This window comes from Marinobacterium halophilum, from assembly GCF_003014615.1.
In the GTDB taxonomy this organism is placed as follows: Bacteria; Pseudomonadota; Gammaproteobacteria; order Pseudomonadales; family Balneatricaceae; genus Marinobacterium; species Marinobacterium halophilum.
The window spans coordinates 119,848-143,717 of the sequence record NZ_PYGI01000004.1 but is presented as its reverse complement, the minus strand read 5'-3'; the positions used below and the strand labels follow the sequence as shown (position 1 = coordinate 143,717).

Annotated in this window: 25 protein-coding genes; 8 read left to right on the top strand and 17 right to left on the bottom strand. The window is 57.6% G+C overall.

The window, feature by feature from the left end; all coding sequences use genetic code 11:
- Positions 1-169: 169 nt before the first annotated feature.
- The 15 genes from CLV44_RS04260 to aroQ all read right to left on the bottom strand — a co-directional run bounded on the left by CLV44_RS04260 (position 170) and on the right by aroQ (position 14,348).
- Entirely contained in the window at positions 170-1,282 is a 1,113-nt protein-coding gene (locus tag CLV44_RS04260; RefSeq protein ID WP_106590868.1) for a dihydrolipoamide acetyltransferase family protein, read from the bottom strand.
- Positions 1,279-2,289, bottom strand: a complete 1,011-nt coding sequence (locus CLV44_RS04255) for an alpha-ketoacid dehydrogenase subunit beta (RefSeq protein ID WP_245912598.1) — start codon at positions 2,287-2,289, stop codon at positions 1,279-1,281. The genes CLV44_RS04260 and CLV44_RS04255 overlap by 4 nt, the downstream gene beginning before the upstream one ends.
- Positions 2,261-3,361, bottom strand: coding sequence for a pyruvate dehydrogenase (acetyl-transferring) E1 component subunit alpha (gene pdhA, locus CLV44_RS04250; RefSeq protein WP_106590866.1), 1,101 nt, complete (start codon positions 3,359-3,361; stop codon positions 2,261-2,263). The genes CLV44_RS04255 and pdhA overlap by 29 nt, the downstream gene beginning before the upstream one ends.
- Entirely contained in the window at positions 3,354-4,409 is a 1,056-nt protein-coding gene (locus CLV44_RS04245; RefSeq protein WP_106590865.1) for a Leu/Phe/Val dehydrogenase, read from the bottom strand. Before CLV44_RS04245 ends, pdhA begins: the two co-directional genes overlap by 8 nt.
- Before the next feature lie 201 nt (positions 4,410-4,610).
- Complete coding sequence (locus tag CLV44_RS04240; protein WP_106590864.1) at positions 4,611-5,051, bottom strand: hypothetical protein; 441 nt, start codon at positions 5,049-5,051, stop codon at positions 4,611-4,613.
- An 18-nt stretch (positions 5,052-5,069) separates the two neighbouring features.
- Positions 5,070-5,684 (bottom strand): LysE family transporter, encoded by a 615-nt coding sequence (locus tag CLV44_RS04235; protein WP_106590863.1) that lies wholly within the window; start codon positions 5,682-5,684, stop codon positions 5,070-5,072.
- Positions 5,685-5,746: 62 nt separating this feature from the next.
- Complete coding sequence (gene purD, locus CLV44_RS04230) at positions 5,747-7,033, bottom strand: phosphoribosylamine--glycine ligase (protein WP_106590862.1); 1,287 nt, start codon at positions 7,031-7,033, stop codon at positions 5,747-5,749.
- A 27-nt stretch (positions 7,034-7,060) separates the two neighbouring features.
- A complete protein-coding gene (purH, locus tag CLV44_RS04225; protein WP_106590861.1) occupies positions 7,061-8,644 on the bottom strand; it encodes a bifunctional phosphoribosylaminoimidazolecarboxamide formyltransferase/IMP cyclohydrolase in 1,584 nt (527 codons plus the stop codon).
- Positions 8,645-8,673: 29 nt separating this feature from the next.
- Complete coding sequence (fis, locus tag CLV44_RS04220; protein ID WP_425436394.1) at positions 8,674-8,991, bottom strand: DNA-binding transcriptional regulator Fis; 318 nt, start codon at positions 8,989-8,991, stop codon at positions 8,674-8,676.
- A complete protein-coding gene (gene dusB, locus CLV44_RS04215) occupies positions 8,981-9,958 on the bottom strand; it encodes a tRNA dihydrouridine synthase DusB (RefSeq protein WP_106590859.1) in 978 nt (325 codons plus the stop codon). Before dusB ends, fis begins: the two co-directional genes overlap by 11 nt.
- 134 nt (positions 9,959-10,092) lie before the next feature.
- Positions 10,093-10,953: a DUF3426 domain-containing protein gene (locus tag CLV44_RS04210; protein WP_106590858.1), complete on the bottom strand. Its 861-nt coding sequence runs from the start codon at positions 10,951-10,953 to the stop codon at positions 10,093-10,095.
- Between the two features lie 3 nt (positions 10,954-10,956).
- Positions 10,957-11,862, bottom strand: coding sequence for a 50S ribosomal protein L11 methyltransferase (prmA, locus tag CLV44_RS04205; protein WP_106590857.1), 906 nt, complete (start codon positions 11,860-11,862; stop codon positions 10,957-10,959).
- A gap of 175 nt (positions 11,863-12,037) precedes the next feature.
- Positions 12,038-13,378, bottom strand: a complete 1,341-nt coding sequence (gene accC, locus CLV44_RS04200) for an acetyl-CoA carboxylase biotin carboxylase subunit (protein WP_106590856.1) — start codon at positions 13,376-13,378, stop codon at positions 12,038-12,040.
- Positions 13,379-13,400: 22 nt separating this feature from the next.
- On the bottom strand, positions 13,401-13,850 hold the full coding sequence (gene accB / locus CLV44_RS04195; RefSeq protein ID WP_106590855.1) for an acetyl-CoA carboxylase biotin carboxyl carrier protein: 450 nt from the start codon (positions 13,848-13,850) through the stop codon (positions 13,401-13,403).
- Positions 13,851-13,898: 48 nt separating this feature from the next.
- On the bottom strand, positions 13,899-14,348 hold the full coding sequence (gene aroQ / locus CLV44_RS04190; protein WP_106590854.1) for a type II 3-dehydroquinate dehydratase: 450 nt from the start codon (positions 14,346-14,348) through the stop codon (positions 13,899-13,901).
- Positions 14,349-14,626: 278 nt separating this feature from the next.
- Between aroQ and CLV44_RS04185 the strand changes: the two genes are divergently transcribed.
- Together CLV44_RS04185 and CLV44_RS04180 are read left to right on the top strand one after the other, a co-directional pair.
- Positions 14,627-15,655, top strand: a complete 1,029-nt coding sequence (locus CLV44_RS04185) for a DUF2333 family protein (RefSeq protein WP_106590853.1) — start codon at positions 14,627-14,629, stop codon at positions 15,653-15,655.
- 18 nt (positions 15,656-15,673) lie between these two features.
- Positions 15,674-16,447 carry a ParA family protein gene (locus tag CLV44_RS04180; protein ID WP_106590852.1) on the top strand — a complete coding sequence of 258 codons (774 nt, stop codon included), beginning with the start codon at positions 15,674-15,676 and terminating at the stop codon, positions 16,445-16,447.
- A gap of 326 nt (positions 16,448-16,773) precedes the next feature.
- Here the strand turns inward: CLV44_RS04180 and CLV44_RS04175 are convergent, their stop codons facing one another.
- The gene (locus tag CLV44_RS04175) at positions 16,774-17,334 is read right to left on the bottom strand and encodes a hypoxanthine-guanine phosphoribosyltransferase (protein ID WP_106590851.1); all 561 of its coding nucleotides are present in this window, start codon (positions 17,332-17,334) and stop codon (positions 16,774-16,776) included.
- A gap of 206 nt (positions 17,335-17,540) precedes the next feature.
- On the opposite strand from CLV44_RS04175, the gene upp reads away from it, so the two are divergent.
- Together upp and CLV44_RS04165 are read left to right on the top strand one after the other, a co-directional pair.
- Positions 17,541-18,167, top strand: a complete 627-nt coding sequence (gene upp / locus CLV44_RS04170; RefSeq protein WP_106590850.1) for a uracil phosphoribosyltransferase — start codon at positions 17,541-17,543, stop codon at positions 18,165-18,167.
- Positions 18,168-18,181: 14 nt separating this feature from the next.
- Complete coding sequence (locus tag CLV44_RS04165) at positions 18,182-19,477, top strand: uracil-xanthine permease family protein (RefSeq protein WP_106590849.1); 1,296 nt, start codon at positions 18,182-18,184, stop codon at positions 19,475-19,477.
- A gap of 46 nt (positions 19,478-19,523) precedes the next feature.
- On the opposite strand, the gene CLV44_RS04160 is transcribed toward CLV44_RS04165, so the two are convergent.
- Positions 19,524-20,417 carry a helix-turn-helix transcriptional regulator gene (locus tag CLV44_RS04160; protein WP_106590848.1) on the bottom strand — a complete coding sequence of 298 codons (894 nt, stop codon included), beginning with the start codon at positions 20,415-20,417 and terminating at the stop codon, positions 19,524-19,526.
- 353 nt (positions 20,418-20,770) lie between these two features.
- Between CLV44_RS04160 and CLV44_RS04155 the strand changes: the two genes are divergently transcribed.
- Genes CLV44_RS04155 through cpaB form a run of 4 tightly spaced genes read left to right on the top strand, consistent with a single transcriptional unit; the run spans position 20,771 to position 23,804 of the window.
- Entirely contained in the window at positions 20,771-20,977 is a 207-nt protein-coding gene (locus tag CLV44_RS04155; RefSeq protein WP_106590847.1) for a Flp family type IVb pilin, read from the top strand.
- Positions 20,978-21,023: 46 nt separating this feature from the next.
- Positions 21,024-21,608, top strand: a complete 585-nt coding sequence (locus tag CLV44_RS04150; protein ID WP_106590846.1) for an A24 family peptidase — start codon at positions 21,024-21,026, stop codon at positions 21,606-21,608.
- Positions 21,605-22,996 (top strand): AAA family ATPase, encoded by a 1,392-nt coding sequence (locus tag CLV44_RS04145; protein WP_106590845.1) that lies wholly within the window; start codon positions 21,605-21,607, stop codon positions 22,994-22,996. The genes CLV44_RS04150 and CLV44_RS04145 overlap by 4 nt, the downstream gene beginning before the upstream one ends.
- Positions 22,989-23,804 carry a Flp pilus assembly protein CpaB gene (gene cpaB / locus CLV44_RS04140; RefSeq protein WP_106590844.1) on the top strand — a complete coding sequence of 272 codons (816 nt, stop codon included), beginning with the start codon at positions 22,989-22,991 and terminating at the stop codon, positions 23,802-23,804. The genes CLV44_RS04145 and cpaB overlap by 8 nt, the downstream gene beginning before the upstream one ends.
- Positions 23,805-23,870 lie beyond the last annotated feature (66 nt).

The following is a 23,870-nucleotide window of genomic DNA, read 5'->3' as shown; positions in this document are numbered from 1 at the left end:
AGTGGGCTGCGTTCTTCGCTAATTTCAGTGTAGTCCAGATTAGCGGGAGTCAAGGGCAAAGACGCGTGTAATAAATCGATTTCACCTCCCTTATTAATATCGACCGTACTGTACGGAATACGTTCTGTATCCCGTACTCGTTCAGTCGTGCAAGGCGGTGATGATCAGGTTACGCCGACAGGGATTGGATCAATGCCTGCATGAAACGTGCAGCTTCGCCCCCGGTGGCGGCTCGATGGTCAAAGGTCAGCGATAGCGGCATCACTTTGTGGACCTGTACGTCATTGTCTACGGCGACCGGCTGGCGGCGGATGACACCGGCTCCGACGATGGCGACCTGGGGTGGGACGACCACCGGGCTGGCGTAGCGTCCGGCCAGGGTGCCGAAATTGCTCAGGGTAATGGTCGCGCCCTGCATTTCCGCTGGCGGGATTGAGCGGGCACGCACATCAGTTCTGAGCCGGTCGAGTCCTGCACGCAGGTCCGCAGACGGGCGGTTGCCGATATCTCGTAACACAGGCACGAATAGCCCCTGTTCGGTATCGACGGCAACACCGAGGTCGATCTTCTGGTGGTGCCGACGTGCGAGTTGATGGCCGTCGAACCAGACGTTCAGTTCCGGCACTGCTTCACAGGCTGCACCGATCGCCTGAATCAGACGCAGGGTAATATCGCTGCCCTCCGGCCAATGATCGATATCGGCATCTTCGCATAGAGTGACCGGCACCACTTCGGCATGTGCCTGGGCCATGGTGCGAGCCATCTGTTTGCGCACGCCCTTGAGGGCTTCAGGAGCACCAACGGATTGATCCAGACTGGCGGCATGTTCGACATCTTCAACGGTTACGCGTCCCTCGGGACCCGACCCGTGCAGGGTGTCGAGACTGACATCCAGCCGCTGGGCCAGCGACCGTACTGCGGCGGTGGTACGCTGGCCCACTGCCTGTTTACTGCTGGGAGCGGCACCAATGATGAAGCTTTCGCGCTGACTGTCCGTACTCTTGGCCCGGCTCAGCTGACCGACAACCGTACCGCTGTCAGCGTCTTCGTTGCCGGCAAACTCTACCAGTGGCTCGCCGGTGTGGATGGTATCGCCGGCAGCACCAAACAGGTGGCTAATGACCCCGGCCTGAGGAGAGGGCACCTCGACAATGGCCTTGGCGGTTTCCACGGCGACCAGAATCTGATCGACCTCCACCGTATCGCCTTCACTGACGTGCCATTCGACAATTTCGGCTTCGGGCAGACCTTCACCCAGATCAGGCAATTTGAAATATTTCATTCCACATACTCCATTGTCGCTTTGACTGCGGTGACGATATCGTCCGTGTCGGGCAGGTAGAGCTGCTCGTTGCGGTAGTAGGGCATCAGGGTGTCATGGCCGGTGACTCGGCACGGAGGTGCCAGCAGTGCGGCACGGGCCTGTTCACCCAGCGTGGCCGCGATTTCGGCACCCATGCCACCGTGGCGGGGGGCTTCATGGATGATGACGCAGCGGCCGGTCTTGCTGACCGATGCCACCAGCGTGGCGTGATCGATCGGGTTGAGCGTGGCGACATCAATGACTTCACAGCTGACTCCTTCAGCGGCCAGGCGGTCGGCGGCATCCAGCGTTTCACTGATCATCGCTCCCCAGCTGATCAGGGTAATATCGCTGCCTTCGCGCAGAGTGAAACAGGTATCCAGCGGCAGTGCCTGACCGTTGTCTTCAATCAGGGTTTTGCTGGCTCGATAGATCCGTTTCGGTTCCAGAAAAATAACCGGATCATCACAGCGGATGGCGGCCAGTAACAGCCCGTAGGCTCGCGCCGGTGAAGAGGGGATGACAACCCGCAGGCCCGGAATATGGGCGAGCAGCGCCTCGGTACTTTCTGAATGATGCTCCGGTGCATGAATGCCGCCACCGAAGGGCGCACGCAACACCATCGGGCAACTCAGGCGTCCGCGCGTGCGGGCACGCATGCGGGCGGCATGAGCGACCAAATGTTCGAAGGCGGGAAAGATGAAGCCCATGAACTGGATTTCGGCTACCGGGCGCATGCCCTGCGTGGCCATGCCTACACTGAGCCCTGCAATCATGGTTTCCGCCAGCGGGGTATCGATCACCCGGCGCTCGCCGAAACGTTCCTGCAAGCCTGCGGTGGCGCGGAATACGCCGCCGTTGGTGCCAATATCCTCGCCCAGCAGTACAACGTCGGGATCGTCGGCCATGGCGCGGGCCAGCGCAAGATTGACCGCTTCCAGCAGCGTAATGGCGTTGTCATTCATGGCCGCTTCCTCCCTGTTCATGCCGTGCCTGCTTGGCGCGCGCCTGCTCACGCTGTACCGCCAGCGTTGGCGGGCACTCGGCATATAAATGGTCGTACAGGTCATCGACCGGCTGTGCCGGCAGAGCCAGGTAATCAGCCACGGCAGCCTCGATCAGCTGTTTGGTCTCCGCTTGCCAGGCCTGCTCGCGTGCTTCATCCCAATGCCCTTGCTGGTGCAGCCAATGGCGCAGACGGGCCACCGGATCTCGTGCCCAGGCGGCCTTCAGTTCATCCGCCGAGCGGTAGCGGGTGGCATCATCGGCGGTGGTATGGTCCGACAGGCGGTAGCTGAGTGCCTCGATTAGGGTTGGTCCCTTGCCGGCACGAGCACGTTCCAGTGCCTGACCAACCACATCATGCAGGGCGATGGCATCATTGCCGTCGACCTGTTCGCCGCGGATGCCGGCACCCAGCGCCTTTTGTGCCAGCGTTGGGGCAATGCACTGCTTGCTGCGCGGTACTGAAATGGCCCATTGGTTGTTGTTGATGACAAAGACTACGGGCAGTTGCCAGGCTCCGGCCACGTTCAGTGCCTCCATGAAATCGCCCTTGGAGGTGCCGCCGTCACCAATAACGGTCAAGACGGCCTGATGCTGCTGGCGCAACTTGAGTGCAGTGGCGACACCGCAGGCGTGCAGACACTGGGTGGCGATGGGCACGGCGTTGGGCAGATCATGCTGCATTTCCGGGGCACTGCTGCCGCGCTCGTCGCCCCCCCAGTATTGCAGCAACCGAGCGATCGGCGTGCCACGAATCATCTGCATCGCATGATTGCGGTAATAGGGCACCAGTACGTCTTCGGTCTGCATCCGTGAAGCGCACACCACATCAATCGCTTCCGCACCAAGCAGTGAAGCGTAGGTACCCAGTTGACCGGTGCGCTGCAGGCTGATGGCTTTGGTATCGAACTGGCGAGCGAGCACCATCTGCTGATAATAATGTACCCATGGCTGTTCGCCACAGGCCCAGTCGGGCATGTCGCCCAGTGGTGCACCCGACTCATCCAGGTAACGGGTCAGGCGGATTTCACCCCGGTAACTGATCTCATGCATGGTGACGCTCCTGTGCAGATTCGGATACGGCGGCCTTGAGTAATGTTTCAGCGTGCAGATCGGCGACATGGTGCACCGACTGGCCACTGCGCTCGGCCTCGCTGAACAGGTGAGCCAGCGTTGTGCCGATCTCACGGATCTTGGCATCACGGTGCGCACCGTCCTGACCGGCGTGGTGGAGAGCAACGTGGATCAGTCCACCGGCGTTGATGACGTAATCCGGTGCATACAGAATGCCGCGTGCTTGCAGGCGGTTACCGTCGTCATCGGTCGCCAGCTGATTGTTGGCACAGCCGGCAACAATGCTGCACCGAAGTCGGGGAATGGTGTCGGCATTGAGCGTGGCACCGAGTCCGCAAGGGCTGAAGATGTCGGCCTCAACATCGTAGATGGCATCGGCATCGACCGCTTCGGCACCAAACTCTTCAACACAACGGCGTACTCGGGCGGGATCAATATCGGTCACGATCAGACGGGCTCCGGCGCTGTGCAAATGGGCTGCCAGGGCGTGGCCAACATGTCCCAGGCCCTGGATGCTGACGGTCAGCCCTTGCAGGGTACTGCGTGTCAGACGGTGCTGTACGGCTGATTTGATGCCTTCGAATACACCCAAAGCGGTGTGCGGGGACGGATCGCCGCTGGCGCTGGTACAGCTGACATAACGCGTGCTGCTGGCGATCGTATCCATATCGTCGACTTCGGTGCCGCTATCCATCGCGGTGATGTAACGCCCCCCCAGCTGATCGACAAAGCGGCCGAATGCCTGCATCAAGGCTGTACGATCAAAGTCACCTTCGGGCTGGATGACGACAGCCTTGCCGCCGCCGTGTGGCAGTCCGGCCAGTGCCGCCTTGTAACTCATGCCGCGGGCCAGCCGCAGGGCATCAGTAATGGCATCCTGTTCGCGGGCATAATGAATAAAGCGACAGCCACCGATGGCCGCGCCGCGTGCGGTGGAATGAATGGCGATGATCGCCCTCAGGCCTGTTGCCGGATCCAGACCGAAATGCAGGTCGGTCAAGCCGGCGTTTTCCATCTGCTTCAACATAACGGGGTCCTCCGTGGTCAAGCCAAATCGGAAAACGGATATGAAAAGCGGCGATGTCGGATCTTGTGGATCGCAGCGCCGATACCTTTGGAATAGCACAGCGGTGGTCAAAGTACAGCTTTACGATCAAAGATTTACTGTGAACTCAATGGTTGTGTGCGGGTGCAGCATTGCGCCAATGGCAGCGGGGTCGGAAGGTGCTCAGGGTGCAGGCCTGGAATTGGTGCGCTGCAATGATTGCGGGGAGAAATCGTCCAGTATCAGCAACCAGGGGCGGGGCAGTGATGGTGAGGCAGTCGGTGATGCTACCGGTGTTGCGGTTGCAGGAGCCGGTTCAGGTGGCAGGGTGTGCCCTTGCAGTGTCAGCTTGCGATGCGCCAGCCAGCGTTTGATTTCGGCCAGCAAGGTCATCAGCTCTTCATCATTAACCTGTGTTGCAGGGGCCAGGGGGTCGCGCACGTCGCGCACCGGCAAGGCTGGAGCGGTGCAATCGAATGCTTGGTTGTCACCGGCACGGAGGCAGTAAGGCGCGTCGGTTACCGCTGTGGAGGGTGATGGACGCAGACTGCAACCGCTCAGGCCCATGGCCTGAGTAGCGATCAGAGCAGCAACCAGAACTCCATGTATGTGTGCGCTGGGCATCCTGCCTTCTCCTGAGGGTTACAGAGCGGCAAGCGATAACGCCATGGCCGCTGCAATCAGTGCGCTACCGGCGATGCGCTGCTGCCAAACCATGGCGACAGGGTCGGCAAAGCGGTGGCGTAAAGTGGCAGCCAAGCCACTATAACCGGTCATGATGCACACATCGGTCAGCAGCAGTGTAGCACTGATCAATAGCAGCTGAGGCTGTTGCGGCAGCGTCGGATCGATGAACTGAGGCATCAGTGCAACCAGAAATACGATCCCTTTGGGGTTGGTGGTATTAACCAGTACAGCCTGCCAGAAACGCTTTGGTCCGGGGGCCGAGATCTGGGATTCAATATCGGCACTTTGCCGTTGACGCCAGAACTGGATACCGAGCCAGACCAGGTAGCCAACGCCCACCCATTTGATCGTCGTGAACAGTTCGGGGGAGCTCTCGATCAGGCTGCCCAGGCCGACAGCCACAATCAGTATTTGTATGGCATAACCGGCCATCAGCCCGAAGGTGGTCCAGCCTGCACCACGAACGCCGTAGGTGAGACCGGCACTCATGGCCGTCGCGGCACCTGCGCCGGGTGATAGACTGATCAGTACGGCGGTGCCGAACAGGGCGATCCATATTTCAAGGTTCATCATGGTGCTCTCGGGAATGCAAACAGCCGCCCGAAGGCGGCTGTTTCAACACTCGATAAGGCTTAGCCGTTTTCCCGTGCAATAGCGCGGTAAGCGATATCGGTACGGAAGTAGGCATCCTTCCAGCTGACGTCTTTCAACAGCGCGTAGGCACGCTGCTGAGCTTCAGTCACGCTGTCACCCAGTGCGGTGACGCAGAGTACACGACCCCCTGCGGTGACCACGTTGCCGTTGTCATCCAGCTGAGTACCGGCGTGGAAGATTTTGCTGCCTTCCGGGCAGGTGTCCGGCAGGCTGATCACGTCGCCCTTGGCGTAGTCGCCAGGGTAACCACCGGCTGCCATTACCACACCAACGGATTTGCGTGCATCCCATTCTGCAGTGGTCTGATCCAGCTTCTTGTCCAGTGCCGCCTGGCACAGGGCAACCAGCGAGGATTTCAGGCGCAGCATGATCGGCTGGGTTTCCGGATCACCAAAGCGACAGTTGTACTCAATCACTTTCGGTGTGCCGTCGGCCATGATCATCAGACCGGCGTACAGGAAGCCGGTGTACTCGTTGCCTTCCGCTTTCATGCCATTGACGGTCGGCATGATCACTTCGTCCATCACGCGCTTGTCGATCTCCGCTGTCACCACGGGCGCGGGTGAGTAAGCACCCATGCCGCCAGTGTTGAGACCGGTGTCGCCGTTGCCGACACGCTTGTGGTCCTGGCTGGTGGCCATCGGCAGCACATTGTCGCCGTCGACCATAACGATGTAGGAGGCTTCTTCGCCGTCGAGGAACTCTTCGACAACAACGCGGCTGCCTGCATCACCGAAGGCGTTGCCGGCGAGCATGTCGCGGATGGCGTCTTCGGCTTCTTCCAGGGTCATCGCGACGATAACGCCCTTGCCTGCGGCAAGGCCGTCGGCCTTGATCACGATCGGGGCACCCTTTTCACGGACATAAGCCAGTGCCGGTTCGACTTCAGTGAAGTTCTGATAGTCAGCGGTCGGGATCTGCTGGCGGGCCAGGAAATCCTTGGTGAACGCTTTGGAGCCTTCCAGCTGTGCCGCTCCGGCGGTCGGGCCGAAGATGGCCAGACCGGCTTCGCGGAAACGATCGACAACGCCTGCAACCAGCGGGGCTTCAGGGCCGACGATGGTCAGTGCAACGGCATTGTCACGGGCAAAAGCGACCAGCGCGTCAATATCCATCACGTCGATAGCGACGTTTTCGACCTTGGCTTCAGTGGCAGTGCCGGCATTGCCGGGTGCTACGAAAACACGTTCAACGGCTGCATCTTTTGCCGCAGCCCAGGCCAGCGCGTGCTCACGACCGCCGGAACCGATAACCAGAATATTCATGTTCAAATCCCTGTCTTAGTGGCGCTTTTAATGACGGAAATGGCGCATGCCGGTGAAGACCATGGCCAGGCCGTGCTCGTCAGCTGCGTCGATCACTTCCTGATCGCGCATGGAACCACCCGGCTGGATGACCGCAGTGATACCGGCTTCGGCAGCAGCATCGATGCCGTCACGGAACGGGAAGAAGGCGTCGGATGCCATGACAGACCCCGGTACCACCAGGCCTTCGTCGGCGGCTTTGATACCGGCGATCTTGGCGGAGTACACACGGCTCATCTGGCCTGCACCGATACCGATGGTCTGGCCGTTCTTGGCATAGACAATGGCGTTGGACTTGACGTACTTGGCCACTTCCCAGCAGAACAACAGGTCGCGTATCTCCTGTTCGTTCGGCTGGCGCTGGGTGACGATCTTCAGCTGAGACGCGTCGATCATGCCCAGATCACGGTCCTGCACCAGCAGGCCGCCGTTGACGCGCTTGTAGTCGAAGCCGTGAATGCGTTCTTTGCTCCATTCACCGCAGGCCAGCAGGCGCACGTTCGGCTTGGCAGCAACGATGTCGGAGGCTTCCTGGGAGACGGTAGGGGCGATGATCACTTCAACGAACTGACGGTCGACGATCGCCTGAGCGGTCTTGCCATCCAGCTCGCGGTTGAAGGCGATGATGCCGCCGAAGGCCGAAGTCGGATCGGTCTGGAAGGCACGGTTATAGGCTTCCAGAATGTCGCCACCGACGGCGACGCCACAGGGGTTGGCATGCTTGACGATGACACAAGCCGGTTCCTGGAACGGCTTGACGCATTCCAGAGCCGCATCGGTGTCGGCCACGTTGTTGAAGGACAGTTCTTTACCCTGCAACTGACGGGCCGTAGCCACGCTGGCTTCGGACGGGTTGGGTTCGACATAGAACGCCGCACGCTGGTGCGGGTTCTCGCCGTAACGCATGTCCTGCGCCTTGATGAACTGGGTGTTGAACGTACGCGGGAAGTCGGCCGGTACCTCTTCGTCGCCTTCAACGATGGCACCCAGGTAGTTGGCGATCATGCCGTCATAACCGGCGGTGTGCTCAAACGCTTTCACAGCCAGATCGAAACGGGTTTTGTAGCCCAGACCGCTGTTGGCTTTCAGCTCGGCAATAATGCTGTCGTAGTCAGATGCATTGACGACGATGGCAACATCTTTATGGTTTTTGGCTGCAGAACGCACCATGGTCGGACCACCGATATCGATGTTCTCGATTGCCATCGGCAGGTCGCAATCCGGACGGGCGATGGTAGCCGCGAACGGGTACAGGTTAACCACAACCATATCGATCGGCTGAATGCCATGCTCGCTCATGATGGCGTCGTCGGTGCCGCGACGGCCCAGAATGCCGCCGTGTACTTTCGGGTGCAGCGTCTTGACGCGGCCGTCCATCATTTCCGGGAAACCGGTGTAGTCGGAGACTTCAACGGCGGCGATGTCGTTGTCGCACAGCAGCTTGTAGGTGCCGCCGGTAGACAGGATTTCGACACCCTCGGCAGTCAGTGCGCGGGCAAAATCAACAATACCGGTTTTGTCCGACACGCTGATCAGCGCGCGGCGAATCGGGGTGGTGTTCTGTTCAGACATGTTAAGCGTTCCAGTTCGAGATGAATTCGTTACAGCAGGCCGTACTGTTTCAGTTTCTTGCGCAGGGTGCCACGGTTCAGGCCCAGTACTTCGGATGCCTTGGTCTGGTTGTCCTTGGTGTAGGCCATCACGCTTTCAAACAGCGGGGCTTCGATTTCGGACAGAACCATCTGATAGACATCGGTAACAGGCTGACCGTCCAGCTGTTTGAAGTAGCTGGTCAGGGACTGGTGTACGGTATCACGCAGTGTCTGTTGCGGGATCTGCGTCGGTGCGCTGTTTTTTGTCTGTTTCAAGTCTTTGGTATCCACTGTACTTCTGTACCCAATCCAGCGATCAAGCAGCATCACGCCGGGCTGCAAAATACGCGTCCACGGCGTTCACTTGATCTGATGCGGTTTCAAGTTGAAAAAAATGTTGCCGAAAGTCCCGGTTGTCGTGGCTGTTTTGCAGATACCAGCCTACGTGTTTGCGCGCGATGCGCAGCCCCAGGTACTCACCGTAAAACTGATGCAAGGCATGTAGATGCTCGCGGAGAATCTCATGTTGGGCATCCATATCCGGGTCTGGCCTGAGTTCGCCGGTGCGCAGATAATGATCGATCTGGCCAAGAATCCAGGGGCGTCCCTGGGCCGCACGGCCGATCATGACGGCATCGGCACCGGTCTGTTCCAGAACATGGGCAGCCTTGTGTGCAGAGTCGATATCGCCATTCGCGAACAGGGGAATAGTGATGGCCTGCCGGATACGGGCGAGGGTGTCATATTCGGCCTCGCCACGGTAGGCGTCTGCGCGGGTACGTCCGTGTACTGCCAGTGCTGCAATGCCGGACGCTTCAGCCATCTCGGCGATACGTACGCCATTGCGGCTATCCGGGCACCAGCCCGTGCGGATCTTCAGGGTCACCGGCACATCCACGGCTTCGACGACGGCGTGGAGAATGTCCTGAACCAGAGCTTCATCGCGCAATAGTGCTGAACCGGCGGCCTTGTTACAGACCTTCTTGGCCGGACAGCCCATGTTGATGTCGATGATTTGTGCGCCGTTGGTTACGTTCAGCCGTGCGGCTTCCGCCATCATCTCAGGGTCGCCACCGGCGATCTGGATTGAACGGGGTTCGGCTTCACCACTATGATCCAACCGGAAGCTGGATTTGCGGGTGTGCCAGAGACTGCTGTCGGAGGTGACCATTTCGGACACAACCAAGCCAGCCCCCATACGACGACAGAGCTGCCTGAATGGACGGTCGGTTACCCCGGCCATAGGGGCCAGAATCACCCGACTGTCAATGCTGTATGGGCCGATCCTGAACATGCCGCATCCTGTCAAAAAGGTAAAAGAAACTCCATTCGTGGCATTACTGCAACAAATCAGAGTCAACTTTCGGAAGGCGGCCAATGATACTCTTTCGGCCTCTTAGGGCCAACCGTTTCTGATGAAAAAATAACCTATTTTGCCGGTGTCTGGCGGGCGGGAACCAGCTTCAGCTCGTAACTGACACCCCGACGTCCGGGGGACGCCAGTTCCAGCGCGATCTGTACCGGTTGCCCGGTCGGCATCCGCAGCGGGTCGATGCTGGCGGTATCCAGATACTCCTCCGGCTGGAACGTGCGCTGGGCAACCAGACGTTCCTTGAGATCGGTGAAGCGTAGCTGCAGCGCAGGCCAGGGCTGACTGAAGGCGGCCGTGTTTTCCAGTAGCAGGGAAACACTGAGCGCATCCCGATATTGTGGGTGCGGTTGTACATGCAGTCCCTGATTTTCGATCAGGTTCAAGGTGTTGCGGGTCAGGCTGCAGTCGACCTGCTCACACAGCAGGGCATAGATGCTGTGCAGTTCGGGGCGGCTGGCGAGATGGGCACGTTCAAACCACAGCAGCTGTACGGCCAGCATCAGGGTGGCGCACAGGCTGAGCAGCAGCCAGCCAGCGGTTGCCAATGGACTGCTGTCCTTAATGGCATTACTGTGCAGGGCAATTGGTTCGGCGCGGAAGGGCAATGGGGGGGAGGCCGGGGCCGCTGTCGGGGTAGCCGGAGCGATAGCCTCGGTGGCGATGAAAGCCTTGCTGTCAGGTGTGGTCGATGCCTCGACAGGGGGCTCGACAATCGTGTTTGCCGGTGTCGCGTTGGCTGTTACGGCAGGAGCCGGTGCCACCGTCGCAGGTGGCTGTGATGGTGGCTGCAACGCATGGGCCTGAGCATCAAAGACGCTCAGGCAGGCACCACATCGCACCTGCCCCCCGGCCAGCATCAACTGACCATCGGTCACACGAAAGCGGGCATGACAATCGGGGCAGCGCGTTATGACCAAGTATCAGCTCTCCTGCAGCCGGGTCCCGCTGATGCGTATCCAGCCTTCGCGCTCACCGGGCTCGTCCATTTTAAACCATTGACTATAGGTGGATCTTATCTCATCTGCTTGCTGGGACAACAGTCCGGATAGCAGGATTTTACCACCAGGGCGTACACGTGCCGCCAGGGTCGGTGCCAACTCACACAGCGGCCCGGCCAGGATATTAGCCACCAGCAGATCGGCTTCCAGTATCGGAGCCTGTAGCGGCAAGTACGTATCGAGCGCGGCATCCGGCAGCTGGTTACGCTGCAGGTTGTCACGGGTCGCGGTCAGTGCCTGCGGATCGATATCCACGGCCTGTACGTGACGGGCTCCGAGCAGCAGGGCGGCGATACCGAGAATGCCGCTGCCGCAACCATAGTCGACCACCTGCTGTTCAGTCAGGGTTTGGCCATCGAGCCATTCCAGACACAGTGCAGTGGTGGGGTGAGTACCGGTGCCAAATGCCAGGCCGGGGTCAAGCATCAGGTTGACCGCGTCGGGTTCCGGGGCTTCGCGCCAGCTGGGGCAGACCCAGAGGCGGTTACCGAAACGCATGGGGTGATAGCTGTCCATCCACTCGCGTTCCCAATCCTTGTCTTCCAGAATCTCGGCCTTGAACTCAGGCAGTGCTGTCTGACCGGTTGCGATTTGCTGTTGCGCAGCCTGCAGCAACTGCAGTGTTTCACGCAGGTCATGCTCGGCGGCGAACAGGCCGGTTACAACGGTATCGCTCCACAGAGGGGTTGTTCCCAGATCCGGTTCGAAGATCGGCTGATCAGCAGCATCCTGATAGGTAACAGCAGCACAACCGGCGGCCAGCAACAGGTCTTCGTAGGCTTCGGCCTGCTCGGGTGGGATGGAAACTTTGATTTGTAGCCAGGGCATGCGTCGGCTCCTTTTTACTCGGTCGTTCAATTATGTAACAAGTATGCGACAGGTAAAACCCAAAGGCGTGCGTCAGCATACATAAAATAGCGGCGGGATCACCTGCGCAGAGCAGGAATGGAAGTGGTGTGCGGGGGAGGAAAGCAGCCCGGAGCCCCGGGCTGCGACCGGCCGTTTACAGACCGAGTTTCTTCTCGAGGTAGTGGATATTGACGCCACCACGAGCGAAGTTGGCATCGCGTACAATTTCCCGGTGCAGCGGGATATTGGTTTTGATGCCCTCAATCAGGGTCTCATCCAGAGCACTTTCCATGCGCGCCAGTGCGGTTTCACGGTCATCAGCGAACGTGATCAGCTTGGCGATCAGCGAGTCATAGTGCGGCGGCACGGTATAGCCGCTGTACAGGTGAGAATCCACACGGATGCCATTGCCGCCGGCTGCGTGGAAGTGGGTCACCTTGCCAGGACTCGGCATGAAGGTTTTCGGGTCTTCGGCATTGAGTCGGCATTCGATGGAATGACCGCGCAGTTTGATATCATCCTGGGTGTAGGACAGCGGCAGGCCGGAGGCGATGCGCAACTGTTCCTTGACGATATCCACGCCGGTGACCATTTCCGTTACCGGATGCTCAACCTGGACACGGGTGTTCATCTCGATGAAGAAGAACTTGCCGTCTTCGTACAGGAACTCAAACGTACCGGCACCGCGATAGCCGATCTCGATGCAGGCGTCGACGCAGGACTTCAGTACCTTGGCACGAGCCGCTTCATCGATCATCGGAGCCGGGGCTTCCTCAACCACCTTCTGGTGACGTCGCTGCATGGAGCAGTCACGGTCGTACAGATGGATGGCGTTACCCTGACCGTCGGCCAGAACCTGAACTTCGACGTGACGCGGCTTCTCGAGGAATTTCTCCATGTACACGGTTTCGTCACCAAAAGCGGATTTGGCTTCTGATTTCGTTACCTGTACGGCGTTACCCAAGTGCGCTTCGGTGTGAACCACACGCATGCCGCGACCACCACCACCGGCAGCCGCCTTGATGATGACCGGGTAGCCGATGCGACGGGCAATCTTGTAGAGCTCTTCGGTATCTTCCGGCAGCGGGCCGTCGGAACCGGGAACGGTCGGGACGCCGGCTTTCTTCATCGCTTCGATAGCGGACACCTTGTCGCCCATCAGGCGAATGGTATCAGCGCGAGGGCCAATGAAGGTGAAGCCTGAGCGTTCAACCTGCTCGGCAAAATCGGCGTTCTCTGCCAGGAAACCGTAGCCCGGATGAATGCCGACGGAGTCGGTGACTTCGGCCGCACTGATCAGTGCCGGAATGTTCAGGTAGCTCTGCGTTGAGGAGGCAGGACCAATACACACGGCTTCGTCGGCCAGACGCACATGCATCAGGTCGCGGTCAGGAACCGAGTGGACGGCGACGGTCTTGATACCCAGCTCTTTGCAGGCGCGGAGGATGCGCAACGCAATCTCGCCACGGTTTGCAATCAGCACTTTATCCAGCATAGTGAAAATCCTTGCTCAGCAATCAGGCGATGGTGATCAGCGGCTGGTCGAATTCGACCGGCTGGCCGTCTTCAACCAGAATGCTTTCGATCACACCTGACTTGTCGGCTTCGATCTGGTTCATCATTTTCATGGCTTCGACGATGCAGATGACATCACCGGCTTTGACGCTCTGGCCGACTTCGACAAACGGGCCTGAAGAGGGAGACGGTGAACGGTAGAACGTGCCGACCATGGGTGAGCGCAGAGCGTGACCGGCCAACTGCGGCTCAACCGGCGCTTCAGCAACCGGTGCAGCAACAGGAGCGGGTGCTGCAGGTGCCGGAGCCATGTACTGCGGTGCCGGTGCTGCGATGATCTGGCTGCCGCCACGGCTGATGCGGACAGACTCTTCGCCTTCCTTGATCTCGATTTCGTTAATGTTGGATTCTTCCAACAGCTCGATCAGTTTTTTAACTTTGCGAATATCCATACTAAGACGGCTTCTCTGACTCTGATGTTTAAGGGTGACGCTATCGAATTAAAGCGGGGCCGACGCCAGGCGCTGATGTGCCGCTTCAAGTGCAAACCGGTACCCGGCAGGGCCGAGTCCACAGATGACGCCCACGGCCTTGTCCGACAGATAGGAATGCTGGCGGAACGGTTCACGGGCATGCACATTCGATAGATGAACTTCAATAAAAGGTATACCGACACCCAGCAGGGCATCGCGTATGGCAACGCTGGTATGAGTGAAGGCGGCCGGGTTGATGATGATAAACGCGGTGCCTTGAGCGGGAGCCTGGTGGATCCGCTCGATCAGCTCAAATTCGGCATTGCTCTGGAAACACTCGGCAGAGTGCCCCAGTGACTTGGCGTGCGACTGGATCTGCTGCTCGATTTCAGCGAGCGTTGTAGCACCATAGATGCCGGGCTCCCGGGTTCCGAGAAGGTTCAGATTGGGACCGTTCAAAACCAGGATGTGAGCCATGCAGATGCTCCGCAAAGATCGTGATTGCCAAGGGGTAAAACTAAGGTCGACTAGTGTGCATGAATCTGAAAACGCTGTCTACGCCACACTATTAATTTTCGGTTGTTAGCAGCGAGTTTGCCGAAGTTAGCCCTATATAGGCCAGCATCCTGTCGTTACGCAATGACACGGCCATAAATGTAGTGTAATTGACCGGTTTGCAGAAATTCGCCATAGTGCAATGCAGCATCAAACCCCGCAGGCCCCTGTGGGACCCTATTCGAACAAGGAGTATCTGGGTGGAACGATTAGAACGGTTCTGGTTAACCCTGTGGGACAGCATCAACTCGGCGAAACGGCTCAAGTTAGTGCTTGCGGCAGTCGTGCTTTGGCTGCTGTTGGCCGCAATACTGGGCATGTACTGGAGTGTTGAACCGGAGCGCTTTGATGTGGCGGTACAGGCGCGCCAGCAGACACAAACGGAAGTACCTGTGACCGGTGCATATACCACGGCCACGCTGATTCATATGATCGATACACTGCTCGACAAGCCAGGTGGTTATCTCAGCAATGATGTGGCCCCACCGGGACTCTGGCTGGACAATGTCCCTGCCTGGGAGTTTGGTGTGCTGGTGCAGGTGCGTGATATGAGTCGAGCACTGCGTAAGAGCTTCAGCCGTTCCCAGTCCCAATCAACCGAAGATCCGGCTTTAGCCAAAGCCGAACCGATGCTGCATTTTGACCACCGCAACTGGATTTTGCCCTCTACCGAGAGCGAATACCGCAAGGCCTTGAAGCATCTGCGCAATTACCAGTTGCGCTTGAGCGATGTCGATCAGCCCGACGCTCAGTTCTATGCCCGTGCCGACAATCTGCGTGACTGGCTCGGCGACGTGTCGACCCGCCTGGGCAGCTTGTCCCAGCGTCTGAGTGCCAGTGTCGGTCAGCGTCGTATCAATACCGATCTGGCCGGTGACAGTGCCGGTCGCCAGGCGACCGCGGCTGGGGACGAGCTTGAAATCAAAACGCCCTGGATGCAGATCGACAACGTGTTCTACGAAGCACGGGGCACGGCTTGGGCGCTGATTCATGTGCTGGAAGCGATTGAACATGATTTCGGTGATTCACTGGACAAGAAAAATGCCCGCGCCAGTGTGCGCCAGATCATCCGCGAGCTGGAAGCGACCCAGTCTACCATCTGGAGTCCGATGATCCTGAATGGCACCGAATTCGGTTTTCTGTCCAACCACTCGCTGGTCATGGCGTCCTATATTTCACGGGCCAATGCCGCGATCATCGACTTGCGTGATCTTCTGTCTCAGGGATAAGTACGGAGAACCAGCGTTATGCGCAGAGTGGTATTCAATCAGAAAGGCGGTGTGGGTAAATCCAGCATCGCGGTTAACCTGGCAGCAATCAGTGCCAGCCGGGGTGTGCGCACGTTGGTAGTGGACCTGGATCCGCAGTGCAACTCCACCCACTATTTACTGGGCGATGATTCAAATGTGCCCGAAACCGATGCCTACGGTTTCTTTGAGCAGGCACTGAGTTTCCAGCTCAAGCCGAAATCAGCGGATGCTTTTGTGCATGCGACACCGTTCGCTAACCTGTCGATATTGCCGTCGCACCCGGAGCTGGGTGATTTACAGTCGAAACTTGAGAGCAAGCACAAGATCTACAAGTTGCGTGATGCTATTGAACAGCTGGCCGAAGAATACGAGGCAATCTACATCGATACGCCGCCAGCGTTCAATTTCTTTACCTTATCGGCACTGGTGGCGGCCGAACGGTGTCTGATTCCGTTCGACTGTGACGAGTTTGCCCGTCAGGCGCTGTATAACCTGCTCAATAACGTGCGTGAGACTCAGGCTGATCACAACGACCGACTCGAAGTGGAGGGTATTGTGGTTAACCAGTACCAGCCACGGGCATCGTTGCCGCAGAAAATAGTGGCCGGATTGATAGCGGAAAATCTGCCGGTGCTGGCGACACGACTATCGGCGTCGGTCAAGATGAAGGAATCCCATAATGAAGCACGGCCGCTGATTTACATGGCTCCGAATCACAAGCTGACCCAGGAATTTGTGCTGTTGTACGAGGAGTTGGAAGCGGGGCAATAGCCGCGTTATCCGCTTGGCGTTGTTCAGGACATACGTTCATCAGGACATAAAAAAACGGAGCCATGTAGGCTCCGTTTCTGTATCGCCAGGGATCAAGTGCCCGATATTATTTATCCGGCGCGATTACCCGTCCATCACTCATAAATACGCAGTCGCGGAGAGCGGCACAGTCCCGTGCGGCGAGCGATTTGCGTCTCAAACGCAGCAGCCAAGTGGCCAAGGCCGTGGCTGACAGCGTGAGAATGACCATTTCCGTCATGCAAACCCTGTCAAATATATTCAGACCCTTGCATTGTAACCAGCCGGTGACCGATGGCAAGCGCTGATTACATTCCCTTTACAGCGAAAATGCCGGGGGCGTTGCGCCAGTAGCCTTTGTAGTCCATGCCATAGCCGAAGATGTAGCGGTCGATGATCTCGATGCCAACGAAATCGGCATGCAAGTCCGGGCGTGCCTTGCGATCATGCTTTTTATCGACCAATACCGCAGACTGCACCGAGGCGGCACCTTCTGCCTTGAGATAGTCCATCACTTCGGCCAGGGTGTGGCCTTCATCAAGGATGTCGTCAATGACCAGCACGGGCCGATCCTTGAAGTCGACCATCGGCGGTACTTTCCACTCCAGCTGCTGCCCTGAAGTGCTGTTGCGGTAGCGGGTGGCGTGCAGGTAGCTGGCAGTCAACGGGAAATTGAGCCGGGTCAGCAGTTGGCCGGCAATTACCAGCCCGCCGTTCATGACGGCGAAGATGACAGGGTCCTTGTCTTCCAGCTCGGCAGTGATTTCGGCGGCCATTTTGCTGATGGCAGCGTCAACCTCGGCCTGGCTGTGTAAAAGGTCGGCCTCGATATAGACGTTCTTGATTTCGTCAGCACTGATGGTGCTCATGGAACCTGCTCCGCAATGGTCAGTGGGCCGCAGGGGCGACGGCCTGATTGTAAAAAAAGTGAGCAGGTTACTCAGGTTTGGCTGGCGGGGCAATATGCAGGGGTTCTTTGATGACAGATGGCTGATCATTCGTTAATCTTGCCGAGAATTTTTTGTCAAGCCGGACATTGGTCATAACTGTCCGCTGCATGAAGAGGCTGCCCTGCATGAATGTCCACGAAATCAAACATCCCCTGGTTCAGCACAAGCTGGGCCTGATGCGTTCCAGTACGATCAGTACCCGCAGTTTTCGCCAGCTGGCCGCTGAAGTGGGCTGTTTGCTGACCTACGAAGCAACCAAGGACATGGAGCTGGAAGAATACACGGTGAAGGGCTGGTGCGGTGACATTGAAGCCCAGCGGATCAAGGGCAAGAAGATCACCGTGGTGCCGATTTTGCGTGCAGGTCTGGGCATGCTCGACGGTGTGCTGGAACTTGTACCCAGTGCGAAAATTTCGGTGGTTGGCCTGTACCGTGATGAAGAAACTCTGGAACCGGTTACCTACTTCGAAAAGCTTGCCAGTGACATAGATGCCCGTATGGCTTTGGTCGTTGATCCGATGCTGGCGACGGGCGGTTCCATGATCGCGACCATTGACCTGCTGAAGAAGGCTGGCTGCACCACGATCCGCGCGCTGGTACTGGTGGCTGCACCGGAAGGGATCGCCAAGGTACAGGCGGCACATCCTGATGTGGAGTTGTTTACCGCATCGGTGGATCAGGGCTTGAATGAGCAGGGCTACATCATGCCGGGTCTGGGTGACGCCGGTGACAAGATCTTCGGCACCCAATAAACGAGGATTGGCTGATGCAAAACCTGCAACCAAGTGCGTTTCACTGGCGTACCGTACTGGCCGGATCACAGATGTTGTTTGTCGCGTTTGGCGCATTGGTGCTGATGCCGCTGTTGACCGGCCTCGACCCGAGCGTCGCGCTGTTTACCGCCGGGATTGGCACATTGCTGTTCCACTTCGTGACCGGACTGACCGTTCCAATTTTCCTGGCGTCGTCGTTCGTGTTCATTGCGCCGATCACCTATTCGGTACAGAACTGGGGTGTTGCGGCCACCATGGGTGGATTGATGGCAGCTGGCGCGGTGTACATGCTGCTGGCGCTGGCGGTCAAGGTACGTGGAGTCGGGTTTCTGCATCGGCTGATGCCGCCGGTTGTCACCGGCCCGGTGATCATGATTATCGGGCTGGGGATGGCGCCGCTGGCCGTTAACATGGCGATGGGCAAGAGCGGCGATGGCTCCGAGGTCCTGTTTCCATATGATCAGGCGATGCTGGTGTCGATGAGTGCGTTGGTGACCACGCTGGCGGTTGCCGTGTTGGCACGTGGCGTCTTCCGCCTGCTGCCCATATTGTCAGGTGTAGTCGTGGGCTATGTTGCCGCGCATTTTACCGGCATGGTTGATTACGCACCGATCCAGAGTGCGAGCTGGATCTCCATGCCTGAATTCGTGATGCCGGCTTTCCACTGGCAGGCGGTTCTGTTCATGGTGCCGGTGGCGCTGGCTCCGGCGATCGAGCATGTGGGCGATATCCTGGCGATCTCCAATGTCACGGGCAAGGACTACGTGCGCAAGCCGGGCCTGCACCGTACGCTCTTTGGCGATGGCGTCGCGACAGCGGCGGCAGCCTGCTTCGGCGGGCCACCCAATACCACGTATTCGGAAGTGACCGGGGCAGTGATGCTGACCAAGTCCTTCAACCCGGTGGTGATGGTGTGGGCGGCAGTCGTGGCGATTGCCCTGGCCTTTATTGCCAAATTCGGCATGGCACTGCAGACCATTCCGGCACCGGTCATGGGCGGTATTCTGATCCTGCTGTTCGGTTCTATCGCAGCGGTAGGCATGAATACCCTGATCAAGGCGCATGTGGACTTGGCTGAGCAGCGTAACCTGGTGATTGTCGCTACTACACTGGTGTTCGGTATCGGTGGCATGGCGGTTGGTAAAGGTGATTTGAGTCTTCAGGGCATCAGCCTGTGTGGCGCGGTAGCCATCCTGCTCAACCTGATTCTGCCGCTGTCAAAGCCGGTCGACAATGATCTGCATGAAGAGCAGGAAGTAGTTGAAGACCTGCTGGATCACAGCCGCTGATCTTCGCGCCCCGCCTGCGTTAGGCTGTTCTGATTATACGGAGCCGTTAACAGGAATGTTGACGGCTCCACTGCTCAGTTTCCCGTTGTTGCCGCACTGAAGTCAGATTTGCAACCGCCTGCAGCTTGATTTCGACCATCTGCTGGGCGCGTGCGTGCTGTGACAGCTGCTGCTCCTGATAGGTTTTGGGAGTCACCCCCAGGTATTTCTTGAACACCCGACAAAAATAGGAATGGTCCCGATAACCGACGGTCAGAGCCACATCAAGGATCTGCAGCTCGGGGTTCTCCAGCAAACGTGTTGCCTCCTGTATGCGCAGTTGCTGCAACATCTCCTGAAACGTTACTCCGAATGCTTTTTTGAACTGGCGGCTGAACTGCAGCGGGCGCAAGTTGCAGAATTGTGCCAGTTGCTCTTCGTTGATGCGCTCGCCCAGATGCAGCTGCATATAGGACAGGGCGGGGTGAACGGTACGCGCTTCAGTGCCGCTGCCGTGGAAACGTGATTCTTCCGGCAGTCGCAGCATGGGGCTGGCTGTACTCAAAAGGGTGGGGTCATCACCGGCGTTGGCCAGGCAGCGGTACAGAGCATCGATCTGGTGCTCGGCGGCCGAGCGTTGCATCGGCTTCAGAAAAATTTCCCATATCCGCACCCGCAGTGCCCAGAGCATCAGTGATTCCGAGTGTTGTTCGGTCATCATGATGATTGGCAGTCGGTACTTTTCGTGTAGGTTCCGCACCAGTGACAACCCGTGCATGTCGGGGTAGTCAAAGTCGACGCAGATGGCGATGGGTGACAGTTGCTGCCTGTCATAGACCGGATGGTGGATGTCCAGCTGTTCGATGGTGAACCGGCGTTCGAACAGTTCCAGCAGTGTTGCCGAACGGTCGGAGCTGCGCAGGTCCAACCACAACAGGGTTGGAGTGTCAGGTTGAAGCATGACGGTGGGTCTCCCACTGAGTGGTTCTTCATTGTTGCGATGTGGGGGCACCCGCTTAGTCCGTTGTCGCGGATAGTGTTCAGTATAGTGAACAAACCGGGCTCTTAGTGCGGGCTTTTTGCTGTTTTTTTATACAAAACGGTAGTGTGTTGTTTCATAACCGATATAAGCCATTGGTGTTTCAGGCCTGAAACACTCGTTTGCAAAATAGTCCTATTTTTTGTGCAAGATAGTTCCAACACCCGTCCTTTCACCTGCCTATAGTCACTCACGTACCCGGCGCATATCTATCTACGGTAGCGGTTGCACCGGCATCGGCCCTGAGGGGCACACGAATGAAAGAGGGCGGACCAATGAATGTTATGACTCAAAAATTTGTGGACTTCATCAAGGAAGAAGAAGGGTTGACTACGGTGGAGTATGCAATTGCGGGGAGCCTGGTGGCAGCAGCTGTGATTGTGGCATTTACCGACTTGGGCTGTGAGGTGGGTGAGGTGATTGCTGCACTAGCTACCACATTAGATACAGGGGCTGATGCTGCTCAGGCTGATGCATGTTGAATTAGACAAATTGATTGTAAAAATCATGTAGCAAGGGGAGGTCTATATGCTGTCGCTTTATACTTATGATGGTTCGACGCTCCTCCTGCTACTAATATTAATATTTTCAGTATTGTTTGACTGGCGTCGCCACCGTATTCCCAACTGGCTCACTTTCAGTACTTTGGTGGCAGGGTTACTGCTGAGTTATCTCTTCCTTCCAAGCACTGAAGTTCATACCGGCCTCGCGGGTGCAGCGGTAGGTTTGGTTGTTCTGTTGCCATTCTACCTGACCGGCGGTATGGGGGCCGGTGATGTCAAACTGATGGCAGCTATCGGGGCCTTCATTGGGCCGATGCCTGCGTTAACTGCAGCCTGCTTTGCTCTGGTGATTGGTGGCTGCTTTGCCTTTTATATGGTGTTGCGCAGTGGCGAGCTGGCCAGTATCTATCGCCGTTACCTGGTGATGATTTCAGCGAGGACTCTGATTTCGGCAGAAGTCGGATCGGTAGCTCGTCGCCGCTTCCCTTTCTCTCTCTCGATTGCGGTCGGTACCCTGATTCAACAGGGGCTGATCGACAATAATCTGGAGTTTTATCACCTGACTACTCAGATCGGGTATCAGCTACAGGCGTTGGGAGTGATGCAATGAACCACTCGATGAATCTCACGGCTGCTGGGTCTACCGAGGCAGCCGATACCTCACAGGCTCAACATTTGCGTACACTGGCGCCGCGGCCGCTGGCACTGGACGAGACGGGTTTAAGCCGCCACTTTCTTACCGAATTGATGATCAAGCACCTCTATGATGCGGGCTTGCTGACGTTAAAGCAGTTGATGCAGCGCACGGCACTTGCAGGCCCTGTGCTTGAGGTGTTGATCGAATTCCTGCGCAAGGAAGTCATGATTGATGTGCATGGTCAGGGCTTCGATAAGCGCGAACTGAGTTATGGCTTGACCCAGCGGGGACGGGAATCGGCCATTGATGCCTACGCCCGTAGCGGTTATCTGGGGCCCGCCCCGGTACCGATTCAGCGTTATCGCGAGGTCGTGGCTGCACAGACCGTGCATCACACCAACGTGACTGCCGAGTCGATGAACCAGTTGTTTACCAATGTGGTGCTGCGAGATTCCCTTAAGCAACAACTCGGCCCGGCGATGAATTCCGGCCGTGCCATGTTTATTTACGGTCCGGCCGGGACCGGCAAAACCTACATTACCCAGAAGCTGACCGGCCTGTTCACGGATAGTTGCCTTATTCCCTATGCGATTTCGGTCAACGAACAGGTGATTTCACTGTTTGACCCCCTGCTACACCAGCCAGTTGAGGAAACAGTCCAAGCCCCAAGTCTGATGTTCGATCAGGGTTACGACCCTCGCTTTGTCAATTGCCGACGCCCGGAAGTCATTACCGGTGGGGAGCTGGGAATGGATATGCTTGAGGTGCATTTCAACCCGGTAACCAAGGAATATCAGGCGCCACTGCAGCTTAAGGCCAACAACGGCATCTTCATTATTGACGACATGGGGCGTCAACGGGCAACACCGATGGAGATTTTCAACCGCTGGATCGTGCCGATGGAAGAGAAGCAGGACTATCTGACCTTGGGGGCAGGACGTCACTTCCAGACCCCGTTCGACCAGATACTGGTGTTCTCGTCCAACATCAATCCGCTGGATCTTGCCGATGAGGCTTTCCTGCGTCGTATCGGTTACAAAATCTATTTTGGCTATCTGCAACCGGATGAATACAGCCGTATCTGGCAGCAGGTGTGCGCAGAGAAGGGGATCGATTTCACCCCCGAACTGCTCGACTTTGCATTGACGCAACTGCATGCACGGCACGAGGTCGGATTACGTCCTTGTCATCCGCGAGATCTGCTGGGCATGGCGCAGGACCGCGTACGCTATCTCGGCGGTGATGCCGCCTCACTGGACACCCAGTCACTGAGCTGGGCCTGGGACAGCTACTTCGTCAGCCTTGATGCGGACGTGGAGATGTCACCGAACTCCGTAACCGGGAGGAATAGTCATGTTTAAAGGGAGAACATTTTTACTGCTGGTTCTGTCGGTTTTGTTGGCCGCCGGAGCAGCAATATATACCAATACCTGGCTGAAACAGCAGATGCCTGGCAGTACCGATAGGGCTGCAACAGAGGGTACGCCGGTGGTCTATGCTGCGATGGATATTCCCTATGGCCAGCCGATTGAACAGCGTCACTTGAAGATCAAGTGGATGCCGGACGATCTGGTACCGGCCAGCAGCTTCACCGACCCGATGATCGTGGAAGGGATGATTCCAATCCAGGATATTCTGGCCGGTGATGCCTTGCGCCAGGAACGTCTCAGCGAACTTAAGGAGGGTGCAACACTGGCGGCGTTGATCGATCCTGAAAAACGGGCATTTACCGTGCGCGTGAATGATGTGGTCGGGGTCGCGGGTTTCCTGTTACCGGGCAATCATGTCGATATCATCGCCACGAAAACGCAAGGGGACAACGTTAAAGCGAAGACGGTACTCAAGGATATCAAGGTGTTGGCCGTGGATCAGAAAGCGCGGACGGACAAGAACGATCCGGTGGTTGTGCGCGCGGTGACGCTGGAACTGACGCCGAAAGAATCGGAAGAACTGGCGATGGCGCGGGAAGAAGGGCGGATCCAGCTGACACTGCGTAATCCTCTGAGTGAGGAAGCGTTGACCCCGGTCGTGGCCGAAGCATTGCCGGTCGGTGAGCCGGTTGTGGCTCCGGTGCCGGTGAAACGACAACCGAGCCGGAGCTACAGTGCTCCGCCGTCTGTCATCGTGATCAAAGGGGTAAATTGGGAACGCAAACGGGTACCCATGTAGTCACACGGTGCCAGCAGGACAGGTCGATTGAGGAGACAGGACAATGGCTATACGAATACAACAAAA

Coding starts and splice junctions, on each gene's coding strand:
- CLV44_RS04260 (WP_106590868.1), bottom strand. CDS start 1,282: ATGAAATATTTCAAATTGCCTGATCTGGGTGAAGGTCTGCCCGAAGCC.
- CLV44_RS04255 (WP_245912598.1), bottom strand. CDS start 2,289: ATGAACAGGGAGGAAGCGGCCATGAATGACAACGCCATTACGCTGCTG.
- pdhA (WP_106590866.1), bottom strand. CDS start 3,361: ATGCATGAGATCAGTTACCGGGGTGAAATCCGCCTGACCCGTTACCTG.
- CLV44_RS04245 (WP_106590865.1), bottom strand. CDS start 4,409: ATGTTGAAGCAGATGGAAAACGCCGGCTTGACCGACCTGCATTTCGGT.
- CLV44_RS04240 (WP_106590864.1), bottom strand. CDS start 5,051: ATGCCCAGCGCACACATACATGGAGTTCTGGTTGCTGCTCTGATCGCT.
- CLV44_RS04235 (WP_106590863.1), bottom strand. CDS start 5,684: ATGAACCTTGAAATATGGATCGCCCTGTTCGGCACCGCCGTACTGATC.
- purD (WP_106590862.1), bottom strand. CDS start 7,033: ATGAATATTCTGGTTATCGGTTCCGGCGGTCGTGAGCACGCGCTGGCC.
- purH (WP_106590861.1), bottom strand. CDS start 8,644: ATGTCTGAACAGAACACCACCCCGATTCGCCGCGCGCTGATCAGCGTG.
- fis (WP_425436394.1), bottom strand. CDS start 8,991: ATGCTGCTTGATCGCTGGATTGGGTACAGAAGTACAGTGGATACCAAA.
- dusB (WP_106590859.1), bottom strand. CDS start 9,958: ATGTTCAGGATCGGCCCATACAGCATTGACAGTCGGGTGATTCTGGCC.
- prmA (WP_106590857.1), bottom strand. CDS start 11,862: ATGCCCTGGCTACAAATCAAAGTTTCCATCCCACCCGAGCAGGCCGAA.
- accC (WP_106590856.1), bottom strand. CDS start 13,378: ATGCTGGATAAAGTGCTGATTGCAAACCGTGGCGAGATTGCGTTGCGC.
- accB (WP_106590855.1), bottom strand. CDS start 13,850: ATGGATATTCGCAAAGTTAAAAAACTGATCGAGCTGTTGGAAGAATCC.
- aroQ (WP_106590854.1), bottom strand. CDS start 14,348: ATGGCTCACATCCTGGTTTTGAACGGTCCCAATCTGAACCTTCTCGGA.
- CLV44_RS04180 (WP_106590852.1), top strand. CDS start 15,674: ATGCGCAGAGTGGTATTCAATCAGAAAGGCGGTGTGGGTAAATCCAGC.
- CLV44_RS04175 (WP_106590851.1), bottom strand. CDS start 17,334: ATGAGCACCATCAGTGCTGACGAAATCAAGAACGTCTATATCGAGGCC.
- upp (WP_106590850.1), top strand. CDS start 17,541: ATGAATGTCCACGAAATCAAACATCCCCTGGTTCAGCACAAGCTGGGC.
- CLV44_RS04165 (WP_106590849.1), top strand. CDS start 18,182: ATGCAAAACCTGCAACCAAGTGCGTTTCACTGGCGTACCGTACTGGCC.
- CLV44_RS04160 (WP_106590848.1), bottom strand. CDS start 20,417: ATGCTTCAACCTGACACTCCAACCCTGTTGTGGTTGGACCTGCGCAGC.
- CLV44_RS04155 (WP_106590847.1), top strand. CDS start 20,771: ATGAATGTTATGACTCAAAAATTTGTGGACTTCATCAAGGAAGAAGAA.
- CLV44_RS04150 (WP_106590846.1), top strand. CDS start 21,024: ATGCTGTCGCTTTATACTTATGATGGTTCGACGCTCCTCCTGCTACTA.
- CLV44_RS04145 (WP_106590845.1), top strand. CDS start 21,605: ATGAACCACTCGATGAATCTCACGGCTGCTGGGTCTACCGAGGCAGCC.
- cpaB (WP_106590844.1), top strand. CDS start 22,989: ATGTTTAAAGGGAGAACATTTTTACTGCTGGTTCTGTCGGTTTTGTTG.